The sequence below is a fragment of the Klebsiella grimontii genome (assembly GCF_042137965.1).
GTDB classification, from domain to species: domain Bacteria; phylum Pseudomonadota; class Gammaproteobacteria; order Enterobacterales; family Enterobacteriaceae; genus Klebsiella; species Klebsiella grimontii.
The window spans coordinates 4,092,207-4,104,109 of sequence record NZ_CP169721.1; the positions used below are offsets into that span (position 1 = coordinate 4,092,207).

Annotated in this window: 11 protein-coding genes and 1 pseudogene; 3 read left to right on the forward strand and 9 right to left on the reverse strand. The window is 60.2% G+C overall.

All coding sequences use genetic code 11. The annotated features are described in order from the left end of the window. Window positions 1–74 precede the first annotated feature (74 nt). The 4 genes from ACE3MN_RS19290 to ACE3MN_RS19305 are packed head-to-tail and all read right to left on the reverse strand — an operon-like array spanning window position 75 to window position 4,895. Entirely contained in the window at window positions 75–1,316 is a 1,242-nt protein-coding gene (locus ACE3MN_RS19290) for an LVIVD repeat-containing protein (protein WP_064342338.1), read from the reverse strand. Beyond that, window positions 1,313–2,377 carry a sugar ABC transporter substrate-binding protein gene (locus tag ACE3MN_RS19295; RefSeq protein ID WP_024358834.1) on the reverse strand — a complete coding sequence of 355 codons (1,065 nt, stop codon included), beginning with the start codon at window positions 2,375–2,377 and terminating at the stop codon, window positions 1,313–1,315. The genes ACE3MN_RS19290 and ACE3MN_RS19295 overlap by 4 nt, the downstream gene beginning before the upstream one ends. Window positions 2,378–2,397: 20 nt before the next feature. Further along, entirely contained in the window at window positions 2,398–3,396 is a 999-nt protein-coding gene (locus ACE3MN_RS19300) for an ABC transporter permease (protein WP_004130353.1), read from the reverse strand. After that, window positions 3,393–4,895, reverse strand: a complete 1,503-nt coding sequence (locus ACE3MN_RS19305; protein ID WP_148865225.1) for a sugar ABC transporter ATP-binding protein — start codon at window positions 4,893–4,895, stop codon at window positions 3,393–3,395. The genes ACE3MN_RS19300 and ACE3MN_RS19305 overlap by 4 nt, the downstream gene beginning before the upstream one ends. Window positions 4,896–5,055: 160 nt before the next feature. On the opposite strand from ACE3MN_RS19305, the gene ACE3MN_RS19310 reads away from it, so the two are divergent. The 3 genes and pseudogenes from ACE3MN_RS19310 (at window position 5,056) to ACE3MN_RS19320 (ending at window position 7,011) form a co-directional block, all read left to right on the forward strand. Beyond that, window positions 5,056–6,144 carry an oxidoreductase gene (locus ACE3MN_RS19310; protein ID WP_375364138.1) on the forward strand — a complete coding sequence of 363 codons (1,089 nt, stop codon included), beginning with the start codon at window positions 5,056–5,058 and terminating at the stop codon, window positions 6,142–6,144. Between the two features lie 180 nt (window positions 6,145–6,324). Continuing rightward, a pseudogene (locus tag ACE3MN_RS19315) lies at window positions 6,325–6,626 on the forward strand (type II toxin-antitoxin system RelE family toxin). Beyond that, window positions 6,607–7,011 (forward strand): helix-turn-helix domain-containing protein, encoded by a 405-nt coding sequence (locus ACE3MN_RS19320; RefSeq protein ID WP_004135430.1) that lies wholly within the window; start codon window positions 6,607–6,609, stop codon window positions 7,009–7,011. Before ACE3MN_RS19315 ends, ACE3MN_RS19320 begins: the two are co-directional and overlap by 20 nt. Here ACE3MN_RS19320 and ACE3MN_RS19325 read toward each other — a convergent pair. From ACE3MN_RS19325 to entB, 5 genes are all read right to left on the reverse strand, one after another. Further along, complete coding sequence (locus ACE3MN_RS19325) at window positions 7,008–7,205, reverse strand: YbdD/YjiX family protein (RefSeq protein ID WP_004130340.1); 198 nt, start codon at window positions 7,203–7,205, stop codon at window positions 7,008–7,010. The genes ACE3MN_RS19320 and ACE3MN_RS19325 overlap by 4 nt on opposite strands. A 55-nt stretch (window positions 7,206–7,260) precedes the next feature. Continuing rightward, window positions 7,261–9,366 (reverse strand): pyruvate/proton symporter CstA, encoded by a 2,106-nt coding sequence (cstA, locus tag ACE3MN_RS19330; RefSeq protein WP_004135432.1) that lies wholly within the window; start codon window positions 9,364–9,366, stop codon window positions 7,261–7,263. Between the two features lie 510 nt (window positions 9,367–9,876). After that, window positions 9,877–10,290: a proofreading thioesterase EntH gene (gene entH / locus ACE3MN_RS19335; RefSeq protein WP_064362404.1), complete on the reverse strand. Its 414-nt coding sequence runs from the start codon at window positions 10,288–10,290 to the stop codon at window positions 9,877–9,879. Continuing rightward, complete coding sequence (entA, locus tag ACE3MN_RS19340; protein WP_004135435.1) at window positions 10,291–11,046, reverse strand: 2,3-dihydro-2,3-dihydroxybenzoate dehydrogenase EntA; 756 nt, start codon at window positions 11,044–11,046, stop codon at window positions 10,291–10,293. Next, window positions 11,046–11,897 carry an isochorismatase gene (gene entB, locus ACE3MN_RS19345; RefSeq protein WP_203259749.1) on the reverse strand — a complete coding sequence of 284 codons (852 nt, stop codon included), beginning with the start codon at window positions 11,895–11,897 and terminating at the stop codon, window positions 11,046–11,048. The genes entA and entB overlap by 1 nt, the downstream gene beginning before the upstream one ends. Window positions 11,898–11,903 lie beyond the last annotated feature (6 nt).

Genomic DNA, 11,903 nt, shown 5'->3' on the forward strand with positions numbered 1-11,903 from the left:
CACCACCGTCTGTGATCCGGTAGCCCGGCTAAGGCGTTTACGCCGCGAGCCGGGAAGCAACAACCCACCATCCCCTACCCCAGATACTCAATCACCGACAGCCCGCCGTTATAGTCGGTGCTGTAGATTATGCCCTGCGCGTCAACGAACACGTCGCAGGACTGGATCACCCGCGGACGACCGGGCCGGGTATCCATCATCTTCGCCGGCGCGGCGGGCACCAGCGCCCCGGTTTCCACCGGTCGATAAGGGTTGGAGATATCGTAAGCGCGAACGCCCGCGTTCTGATAAGTGGCGAAAATCAGCGTTGAGCTGACAAAGCTGCCGGGGCGATTCTCATGCAGGTTATGCGGGCCAAAGTGCGCCCCTTTCGCCACGTAGTCAGCTTCATCCGGCTGCGGGAAAGTGGCGATACTCACCGGGTTCGTCGGTTCGCGAATGTCGAACAGCCAGATCAGCTTCTCGCCGTCCTGCTGGTTATCCAATACCGCCTCATCGAGCACCACCAGCAGCTCCCGGTCCGGAAGCGGCAGCGCGGTGTGGGTACCGCCGCCAAACGGCGGACTCCAGTTACGGTGGCTAATCAGCTTCGGCTGCGCGCGGTCCTGCACATCGAGCAGCGTCAGGCCGCCGTCGCGCCAGCTACCGTAGGCGGTGTCGCCGGCGATAATCGCATGATGCAGCGCATAGCGCTTACCTTCCGGCCACTGCGGCGTTTCCCCCGTCGCCTGGTTCATTCCCGGCAGCCACCATCGCCCGGCGACTTCCGGCTTACGCGGGTCGGCCAGGTCGATAGTCAGGAAAATATAGTCGCTAAAGCCGTCGATCAGCGCGGAAACGTAGGCCCAGCGTCCGCCGACGTACCAGATGCGGTGAATGCCGATGCCGTTAAGCGACAGGAAGCTGATTTCACGCGGTTTATCCGCAACCGAAATATCAAAAATCCGCAGCCCGGCGCTCCAGCCCTTATCCTGCACGTCGCTGACCGTCTCGCCCACCGAACGGGTGTAGTAAACCTTTTCGTCGGCAAAGCGGGCATCGGCGAACAGATCCCGGGCGTTGATCACCAGCAGCAGATCGTCGTGCGCCTGTAAATGAACGTTCCAGGTACCGGGCGGCGCGGCGATGTAATTGACCGTTCGCGGATTTTTCGGGTCGCGCACGTCCACCACGGAAAAGCCCTGTGAGACCATATGGCCGATATAGGCAAAACCACGATGGACCATCAGCTGGACGCCGTCCGGGCGTCCCCCCTGATCGCTATGCCCAATCAGCCGCATATTGCGGCTGTATTCTGGTGTGGGCAAAACACTCATTTGTTTTTCGCTTCCAGGGTAGCGAACCACGGGGCGATAAAGTCTTCGGTCTGGCCCCAGCCCGGGATAATTTTACCCAGCGAGGCGACGTTCACCGCCCCCGGCTGCGCCGCCAGCAGCGCCTGCGGGATCGCCGCCGCTTTAAAGTCGTAGGTCGCAGGCGTCGGTTCCCCGGCAATCTTATTGGCGATCAGGCGCACGTTGGTGGCGCCGATAAGCTTCGGATCCACCGCCACGCTCACCTTCCACGGGCTGCCGGATTCGCGCATCAGCTGCAGATCCTGGTTGGAAATATCGATGCTGTAGAGTTTGATCTCGGTGCGGCCGTTCTCTTTCAACGCTTTATACGCGCCCTGGCTGAAGGCGTCCCAGGTTCCCCAGATAGCATCAATTTTGCCTTTCGGATATTTCGCCAGGATCGCGCCGACCTTGTTGGCGGTATCGCCCTGCACGTCGGAAGAGACCGCGCCGATGGATTCCAGCTCTTTGATGCCGGGATTTTGTTTAAGCAGCGTCTGGTAGGCCGCCTGGCGGCGCTCCATCGGCGGGAAACCCGCGACCCACAGTTTGACGATATTGGCTTTGCCGTTGAAATCTTTTACCAGTTGGCCAAAGGAGAGTTCGGTCAGCGAAGCGTCATCCTGCTGGGTAACGGTAACGCCCGGGATCTCGCCGTTTACCGCGGTATCGAAGACCGATACTTTGATCCCGGCGTCCACCGCTTTTTTCACCAGCGCGGTGGCGTAGGGGTCGCGTCCCTGAGAAAGAATAATGCCGTCGTATTTCTGGCTAATCGCCTGGTTAACGAAGTCCTGGAATTTGGCGTCATCACCGTTGCTGAGGAAGGTGCTGATTTTAAACCCAAGCTTTTTCCCCTCCTGGATCGCCCCGGAGACAAACTGGGTGGTGTTATCGTCGGAGCCCAGATTGCGGATCACCGCGATGCGAATCGGCCCGCTATGTTCGGCAATCGCCGCCGGAAGCGGCGTCGGGGTTTCAGCAAAGGCCGCCGCAGCGTTGAACAACCCCAGTGCGATGAGTGAAAACGTTATCTTTTTCATAGTGTTTACCCTGTAAAATATTAGGTGCGGCGCTGAAAATAGGTCAGTGCGAGCGCGCCAGCCAGCACCAGCCCTTTAATAATGTCCATTGCGTAGTACGGCACCGAGAGCATCACCAGGCCGTTGGAGAGCACGCCCAGGATCACCGCCCCCACTAGCGTACCGAGCGCGTTCGGTTTACCTGAACCGGCCAGCGAGAAGCCAATCCACGCCGCCGCCACCGCATCCATCAGGTAGCCGCCGCCGGCGTTCACCTGCGACGAGCCGATACGCGAAGCCAGCAAAATGCCGCCGAGCCCCGCCAGCAGGGAGGCGATCACGTATGCCGCCACCTTATAACGGGTGATCCGCAGGCCGGAGAGGCGCGCCGCTTCCGGGTTGCCGCCGATGGCGTACATCCGCCGCCCGTGGGTGGTAAAAGAGAGCGCCAGCTGAGCGATAACGGTCACCACCAGCATAATGATCACTATCGTCGGCACCTGCCCCAGCGAACCGAACGCCGCCGGGATCGCGCCTTCCGCCATATCGCCGCTCGGCAGCACCATATTTTCGGTAATTGACCCGCCGTAGCTGTAGGTCATCGCCACGCCCTGAATCACGAACAGGCTGGCAAGCGTCGCCAGCATGTCGGGAATACGCAGGATCACGATAAGAAACGCGTTAAATAGCCCCACTAAGGTACAGAGCGCCAGGGTGACAACAATCGCCTCGGTGGTGCCGAAGCCGTGCCAGACAAACAGCGAAATCACCAGCGCATTGGCCAGCGAGGCGGTGGAGCCTACGGACAAATCGAAGCCGCCGATGGTCAGCGATATCGACACGCCGATGGCGATCACCGTCACGATGGCGATGGAGCGCAGGATGTTGATGATGTTAAACGGGTCGAGGAAGTTGTCCGACGCGAGGCCAAAAACGGCGATCAGCAGGACGACGGTCAGCAACATGCCCCATTTGTAGAGAAAATCGAAAAATCGCTGACGGCCCGATACCGTCGCGTTCACTGCCAGGGCTTTACTCACGCTGCTGCTCCTCCGGTGGAGTAATAAAGAATGTTCTCTTCCCGGGCCTCTGCGCCCGGAATTTCCGCCACGATGCGCCCGTCCCACAGCACGCAGATGCGATCGCACAGCCCGACCAGCTCGGAGAATTCGCCCGAGGCGTAAATCACCCCTTTACCTTCCCGCGCCAGGCCGTCAATCACGTTGAAAAGATCCGTTTTGGCTTTGACATCGACCCCTTTGGTCGGCTCATCGAAAATCAGGACATTGGCGTTGCCGCGCAGCCATTTGCCAATCGCCACCTTTTGCTGATTGCCGCCGGAGAGACGGCGCAAGGTTTGCGCCGGACCCGATGTCCGTATCCCCACCCGGGCGATCACTTCTTCCGCCCACCGCCAGGCCTGACGATGGCCAAACAGGCTCCAGCGAGAGAAGCTGCTGTCGGCGCTAACCGCCAGGTTCATCGCCACCGGCTCTTCGATAAAAATACCCTCCTTGCGCCGCTCTTCCGGCACCAGCGCCAGACCGCGCGCCACCGAATCCGCCGGGTCGCGCGGTCGCCACGGTTGGCTGTTCAGCTCGCCGCGCGTCAACCGGCTTTTGCTGGCGCCAAACAGCGCCTTGCACAGCTCGGTTTTGCCGGCGCCCGCCAGCCCGGCGATCCCCAGAATCTCCCCCTTGCGCAGGCGCAGCGAGATATCCTGCAGCAGCCCTTCGTCGTGCAGCCCTTCAACCTGTAACAGCACCTCATCGCTATGCGGCGGCCGCTTCGGCGGGAAGATATCGCTCAGCTCATGGCCGAGCATCTTTTCGACGATCTGCTCGCCGCTCAGATCGGCCATCGGCCCGCTCTCAATCAGACGACCGTCGCGCAGCACCGTCAGGGTGTCGCAAACCGCGTTTAATTCATGAATGCGGTGCGAGATAAACACGATGCCTATGCCCTGAAGCTGCAGGAGGCGCACCACCGCAAACAGGCGCTCGCTTTCGTGTTGATCCAGCGGCGCGGTCGGTTCATCAAGGATAAGAAAGCGGCAGTGATGCGACAGCGCGCGGGCCAGCAGAATTTGCTGTTTTTCCGCCAACGTGCAGCCGTCGATGGAGCGACGTACGTCGAGGCTGACGTCAAGCTGGGCCAGGGCCTCGCGCGCCAGCTGGCGCAGCCGTCCCCAGCGAAAAGCCAGCCCCGGTTCAGCCAGCCTGTCGAGCATGATGTTTTCCGCGATACTCAGGCCCGGGACCAGCGCGACGTCAACCTCCTGCTGCACCAGGTGAATCCCCAGCTGTTTGGCGTCGCGCGGCGAGCGAATGCTCACCGGCTGATTGTTAATCACTACTTCGCCTTCGTAATGGGCGTGCGTGCCGCACAGCACCGCCATGAGCGTTGACTTACCCGCGCCGTTGGCGCCGGTGAGCGCGTGCACCGAGCCCCCCTTCAGGGTAAAAGACACGTTGCTCAGCGCCCGAAAGCCGGAAAAGGCCAGGCTAATATTTTGCATCTCAAGGCGATTGCCGGTCATCCCCTGCACCCTGTCGATTAATGTTCTGATTTAACGAATTTTTCATAGCCGCCCTTGACTGACAAATGCATAAAAGGCATAAGTTAAAGCGAAATAATATTAGCCATCCGGATGTCCAGACATAACATCGGGTTAGCGAAACAGCACAAGGACAGCATTGATGAGTCACAGCGATATCCGCGTGGTCCCCGGCCCCGCCAACTACTATTCCCATCCCGGCAGCCTTGCCCGGCTGCAGGATTTTTATAGCGAAGAACAGCTTTCACGCGCGGTGTGGGTGTACGGCGAGCGGGCTATCGCAGGCGCGCAGGCTTTTCTGCCGGCAGCGTTTAACGTTGCTGGCGCCAAAAAAATCGTATTTAAAGGCCACTGCAGCGAAAGCGACGTCAGCGAGCTGGCCCGCACGTCCGGCGACGATCGGTCGGTGGTGATTGGCGTGGGCGGCGGCGCGCTGCTCGATACCGCCAAGGCGCTGGCCCGCCGCCTCGGCCTGCCGGTGGTGGCCATCCCGACCATCGCCGCCACCTGCGCGGCGTGGACGCCGCTGTCGGTGTGGTATAACGATGCCGGTCAGGCGCTGCAGTTTGAGATTTTCGACGACGCCAACTTCCTGGTGCTGGTGGAGCCGCGCATTATTCTTAACGCGCCGGCGGAATACCTGCTGGCGGGCATCGGCGATACGCTGGCGAAATGGTATGAAGCGGTGGTGCTGGCTCCGCAGCCGGAGACGCTGCCGCTCACCGTGCGCCTTGGCATCAACGGCGCGCTGGCGATCCGCGATGTACTGCTGGACAGCAGCGAAACGGCGCTGGCTGACCAACAGCGCGGCGAGCTGACCCAGGCCTTCCGCGACGTGGTGGATGCGATTATCGCCGGCGGCGGTATGGTGGGGGGATTAGGCGAGCGCTATACCCGCGTCGCCGCCGCGCACGCGGTGCATAACGGGCTGACGGTACTGCCGCAGACCGAGAAGTATCTGCACGGGACCAAAGTCGCCTACGGCATTCTGGTCCAGAGCGCCCTGCTCGGCCAGGACGAGGTGCTGGCGCAGCTGGTGCAGGCGTATCAGTGCTTTAACCTGCCGACCACGCTGGCGGCGCTGGAGGTGGATATCAACAACCGCGAACAGCTGGATCAGGTGATTACCCATACCCTGCGCCCGGTAGAGTCCATCCATTTTCTGCCGGTTGAACTGAACGCCGAAACCCTGCGCGCCGCGTTTGAAAAAGTCGAACGTTTCGCCGGTTAATCCCCCGTTTTATTCGCCTCTGCCGCCCGGCGGAGGCGCTTTCGAGCCGCCTCGCAAAGCGGATGTTTCTGTCTTTATTCCGCATAAAATCTGCATTATCGTCTCCTATAAGATAATTTAAATTTACTTATAATCTTATTATTTACTTATAATGAGCTTTGACTTAAAGTGGAGGTCAGGATGATCGTTTTTTGGTCGAAAAGCGCAGAAAAACAGCTCGCCGCAATAGATTCCCGCTATCAGGAGAGAATCAAAGAAAAGCTACGCACCATGGATGATAAAAATGCGCCGGCTCCGGACATTAAAAACTCAAGCAGTCGGGATCCGAAGATCATTATCGATTGCGTGTCGGTGATTATCGCATCATCTTCACACAGTTTGAGGGGCTATCTGAAAGCTGCTATGTCGTAGCGATAAAACGAAGAACCTCAACAACCTATCTTCACGAGGAGGCAACGCCTTATGGCAGTGCAACTCATTAAGGACGACGAGGGCAACCCGCAGTATGTGGTGATCCCCTATAACGAATACTTCCAGATGCGTCTGAAAATGGCGGAATACGATGATGAAAAAGAGGAAGAGTGGGAAGACGTCCCCTACGAATCGGATGAATACGACGATATTCCCTTACCTGACAGCGTCTGCGACATCATGGATAAAGAGAAAGTCAGCCTGCAGGCGGCCTGGCGCATTTTGCGCGGCCTGTCGCAGCAGGAGGTGGCCGATAAGCTCGGAATTAGCCAGTCTGCGGTTTCCCAGCTAGAAGCTATCGACTCCCGCCCGCAAAAGCGCACCCGCGAAAAGCTGGCGGCGATATACGGCTGTACGCAGGAGCAGATCAGCCTGTATTTGCCGAAAGAGGGTTAGCAGCACTTCGCGCCGCCTTTGCCGCCGTAGCGCGCGTCCTGACGCTCGCGAAAAAACTCTTCGTAAGTCATCGGCGTTTGTTCGGGATGGGTCGCGCGGATGTGCTCCACGTAGTTGTCGTAATCCGGGACGCCGATCATCATTTTCGCCGCCTGGCCTAAATATTTTCCTGCTTTCGAAAGGGTATCAAACATTTTCAACTCTCATAATCGCCCCCCTTCTCTCAAAGAGGGGCGATAACGTGATGGTTTAGTGAGCGCGTTTCGCCTGGGTCACCAGGCTATCGGCATCAGCAGGCATCGCCTGGTACGGGGTCTCTTTCGCCGTCGGTTTGTCCTCTTTCAGCGCCGCCAGCGCGGTCTTAATCGAGAACAGCGCCAGCACCACGACCACCACCATAAAGAAGATGGTCAGCCCGGCATCCAGACGGTTGTTAAACACCAGCTGCGCCAGCTGCGACTCGGTGTACTGCGGCGGAATATTACCGCTGTCGATCATCGCCTGGAACTTGTTGGCAATCGCCAGGAAGCCGACTTTGGTGTCGGTGCTGAACGACTTCTGCCAGCCCGCGGTCAGGGTACAAATCAGCAGCCATGAGGTCGGCAGCAGCGCGACCCATGCATAGCGCTGGCGCTTCATCTTAAACAGTACCACCGCGCACAGCATCAGCGCCATCCCCGCCAGCATCTGGTTGGCAATACCAAACAGCGGCCACAGCGTGTTGATGCCGCCGAGCGGGTCAACTACGCCCTGATGCAGGAAGTAGCCCCACGCCAGCACGCACAGCGCCGTGGCGAGAAGGTTCGCCGGCAGCGAGCTGGTTTGCTTCAGCCCGGGGCTTATCACCCCCAGCAAATCCTGCAGCATAAAGCGCGCCGCGCGCGTACCGGCATCCACCGCGGTCAGGATAAATAGCGCCTCGAACAGAATGGCGAAGTGATACCAGAAGGAGACATCCATCAGGCCGCCCAGCGAACCGTGCAGAATGTAGGCCATGCCTACCGCCAGCGTCGGCGCGCCGCCCGCGCGGGAGATAATCGACTGCTCTCCCACTTCGTGAGCGATCTGGTTAAGGGTATCCGGCGTCACGGTAAAGCCCCAGCTGCTCACCACCTGCGCCGCCGACGCCACCACATCGGTCACGCCCGCCGGAGCCAGCACCGCCATCGGGCTGTTCATCGCGAAATAGACGCCCGGGTCGATAATACAGGCCGCCACCAGCGCCATAATCGCCACGAAGGACTCCATCAGCATGCCGCCGTAGCCGATAAAGCAGGCCTGGCCTTCATTGGCCAGCATCTTCGGCGTCGTGCCGGAGGCGATCAGGGCATGGAAGCCGGAAACCGCGCCGCAGGCGATGGTGATAAACAGGAACGGGAACAGGCTGCCGCTCCACACCGGGCCGGTGCCATCGATAAATTTGGTCAGCGCCGGCATCGTCAGCGTTGGACGCATGATCAGGATACCGATCGCCAGGCCGACGATGGTGCCGATTTTCAGGAAGGTGGAGAGGTAGTCGCGCGGCGCCAGCAGCAGCCAGACCGGCAGCACGGCGGCGATAAAGCCGTAGCCCACCAGAATCCAGGTGAGCTGCACGCCGGTATAATCAAACCACGGCGCCCAGGTCGGGCTTTCCGCCACCCAGCCGCCGGAAATAATGGCAAACACCAGCATCACCAGGCCAATCACCGACACTTCGCCAATGCGACCGGGGCGCAGATAGCGAATATAGATCCCCATGAAAATCGCCAGCGGGATGGTGAAGGCGACGGTGTAAGTCCCCCACGGACTGTGGGTCAACGCTTTCACCACGATCATCGCCAGTACCGCGAGGATAATCACCATGATCATAAAGCAGGCCACCAGCGCCAGCACGCCGGCGGTCGGGCCCATCTCCTCTTTCACCAGCTCGCCGAGCGAACGTCCGTCGCGACGGGTGGAGACGAACAGCACCATGAAGTCCTGTACCGCCCCGGCCAGCACCACGCCCGCAAGGATCCAGATCATTCCCGGCAGGTAGCCCATCTGCGCCGCCAGCACCGGGCCAACCAGCGGCCCCGCGCCGGCAATAGCGGCAAAATGGTGGCCGAACAGCACCTTCTTGTCGGTTGGAACATAGTCGAGGCCGTCGTTGTGACGCACCGCCGGGGTCATGCGCGTCGGGTCGACCGCCAGTACATTTTTGGCGATATAGAGGCCGTAGAAGCGATAGGCGATCAGATAGACGCAGACTGCCGCGACGACAATCCACAGCGCGTTGATCTGTTCACCCCGGTTTAGCGCGATATAGCCCAGGGCAAAGGCTCCGATAACGGAGAGCAGTGTCCAGATGAGGTATTTCCCTGAATTATTCATCATTGTGTTCCACTGGTAGGGTAATCAGGATGTTACAAGTTGTTTCTAGAACATAATGTGAATTTTAACAACTTTGAAACGTTGCAGATGTCGCCTGACGGCAAGGATTTATCTCACATTGCAAGCGAGATCACTTCTGGCAGGAAAAGAGATGAAAACGGGGAGGATAATCTGTAACTGCATCGCAGTCTGTTTCCCGGAGGCGGCGCTTGACGCGCCTTGTCCGGGCTACCGGCCCGCAGATGGCGTTGAGTTGGTCACCCGATCGCCGGCGCCACAGACGGCATGTTACCCGTAGCCCGGCTAAGGCGTTCACGCCGCCAGCCGGGAACAGGCCAGGCGCATTCCCGACCCGCAGGCGGCGGCGAACCTGTAGCCCGGTCAGCGCAGCGCCACCGGGGAGCAAAGCGCAGAGGATTTTTCGGCCAGGCGCATTGCCGACCCGCAGGCGGCGACAACCCCGTAGCCCGGCTAAGGCGTTCACGCCGCCAGCCGGGAACAGGCCATGCTTCAGCCGAGGATCGCCGTACTCAGCCGGCAGGTGCAGCAGCGGCGCCCCCGTTCGTCGAACACCACAATTTCCCAGCTTTGCCCCTGACGCCCCAGGTGCAGCGGTCGGCACTCGCCGCGCACTTTGCCGCTGGAGACCGCCCGGTGATGGGTGGCGTTAAGTTCGGTCCCCACCACGCACTGGCCCTCTTCGGTCATCAACCATCCGGCCATTGAACCGAGGGTTTCCGCCAGCGCCGCGGAGGCGCCGCCGTGTAGCAGCCCGAACGGCTGATGGGTTCGCGCATCGACCGGCATTTCCGCCTCCAGCACGCCCTCTTCCAGCCGGGTATACACCATCCCCAGATGCGCCACCATCGTATTCGCGCTGGTCGCGTTAAGCGCATCCAGCGTCATCTGACGTTTCCAGGCCATTTATGCCCCCAGCGTCGAGCCGCCGTCCACCACGATATCCTGCAGCGTGATATGGCTGGCGTGAGCGGAGGCGAGGAACAGAATGGTATTGGCAATCTCCTGCGGACGGGCGATTTTGCCCAGCGGAATGCCCAGCTTAAACTGCTCGCCGAAACCGCGAATGCGCTGCTGTTCAGCGTCATCGCTGACCCACAGCGTGCGCTGCATATCGGTGTCGGTCGAGCCAGGAGAAACCAGATTACAGCGTACCCCGCTGCCCGCCAGCTCAAGGCCAACGGTCAGCGCCAGGCTCTTCAGCGCCGCCTTTGACGCGCCGTAGGCGCTCATGCCGATGCGCGGAGTATGCGCAGCATCGGAGGCCACCGTCACAATCGCCCCGCCTTTCTGGCGGCGAAACTGCGCCATCGTCTGCTGGAACAGGTTAAACGCCCCGCCGACGTTGACGGCGAAGGTCTGCTGCCAGTCTTCCTGGCTCAGCGCATCGGTCGCCCCCATCCGTAAAATGCCGGCGGCATTGACCAGCACATCCAGCCGTTCAATGCCAGCCAGCAGGCGGCCACATACCTGCGCCACCTGCCGCGCGTCGGCGACGTCCAGCGTCTCGGTGGCGAACGGATAGCTTTCACCGTCGAACGCCAGATCAAAGCCGGTTACCTGCGCGCCGGCCTCAACGAACGCCAGGGCGGTGGCGTAGCCGATCCCCTTGCCCGCCCCGGTGATCCACACGGTCTGGCCGTGAAAATCGAGTCCGTTCATTATTTCACCTCGCGGGACAGTAGCGCCCACCAGGCGTCGATAGTCGGGTTTTTCGCCAGCACCACGAAGTCGATATCGCCATACACTTTACGCCAGCGCGCGGCGAGCGCCATCATACGCACCGAGTCGAGGCCGTAATCGATCAGGTTTTCATCGTCCATCGGCTCGTCGCTTTCATCCAGCAGCGGCAACACCAGCGCGCGCAGCGCCGCTTTTGACGCCGGCAGCGGCAGCAGCTCTTCGGTCATCACCACGCGACCGGAGCGGCCCGCCACGTAGTTGAGCGCCATCAGATGCTCTTCACGGCTGAAATCGGCCAGCGCATCGGCGACAAAGAACGGCTTAATATCGCGCATAAACGCGTCAGTCGCAGTGGTCATACAGCCGATATGGGCGTAAACGCCGGTGATGATTAGCTGGTCGCGCCCCGCCTCTTTCAGCATCTCCTCCAGCGGCGAGCGATGAAACGCGCTGTAGCGCCACTTCACCAGCACGGTATCGTTGTCGTCCGGCGCAAGCGCGGCAATCACCTGCTGCTGCTCCGGCGAACGGGTCAGGCCAGGCCCCCACATGTCGTTCAGCAGCGCGCGGTCTTCATCGCTCTGCTCTTTCGGCTGGGCGGTGTAAAAAACCGGAATATGGTTCTGTTTGCAGAACTCGCGCAGGGCGGCGATGTTGGCCACCACTTTCTCCATCATCGGGCTGTTTTCGCCCCAGAAGTTAAGGAAATACTCCTGCATATCGTGGATCAACAGCGCGGCGCGGGACGGCTCAAATGCCCAGTTCACTTTGTTCGCCGGGATATCGCTGGCTTCCGGCAGCGCGTAAGCCTGTAATTTTGGGATTGCCATTCTGTC

Coding starts and splice junctions, on each gene's coding strand:
- ACE3MN_RS19295 (WP_024358834.1), bottom strand. CDS start 2,377: ATGAAAAAGATAACGTTTTCACTCATCGCACTGGGGTTGTTCAACGCT.
- entB (WP_203259749.1), bottom strand. CDS start 11,897: ATGGCAATCCCAAAATTACAGGCTTACGCGCTGCCGGAAGCCAGCGAT.
- ACE3MN_RS19305 (WP_148865225.1), bottom strand. CDS start 4,895: ATGACCGGCAATCGCCTTGAGATGCAAAATATTAGCCTGGCCTTTTCC.
- entH (WP_064362404.1), bottom strand. CDS start 10,290: ATGGCCTGGAAACGTCAGATGACGCTGGATGCGCTTAACGCGACCAGC.
- entA (WP_004135435.1), bottom strand. CDS start 11,046: ATGAACGGACTCGATTTTCACGGCCAGACCGTGTGGATCACCGGGGCG.
- ACE3MN_RS19310 (WP_375364138.1), top strand. CDS start 5,056: ATGAGTCACAGCGATATCCGCGTGGTCCCCGGCCCCGCCAACTACTAT.
- ACE3MN_RS19320 (WP_004135430.1), top strand. CDS start 6,607: ATGGCAGTGCAACTCATTAAGGACGACGAGGGCAACCCGCAGTATGTG.
- cstA (WP_004135432.1), bottom strand. CDS start 9,366: ATGAATAATTCAGGGAAATACCTCATCTGGACACTGCTCTCCGTTATC.
- ACE3MN_RS19325 (WP_004130340.1), bottom strand. CDS start 7,205: ATGTTTGATACCCTTTCGAAAGCAGGAAAATATTTAGGCCAGGCGGCG.
- ACE3MN_RS19290 (WP_064342338.1), bottom strand. CDS start 1,316: ATGAGTGTTTTGCCCACACCAGAATACAGCCGCAATATGCGGCTGATT.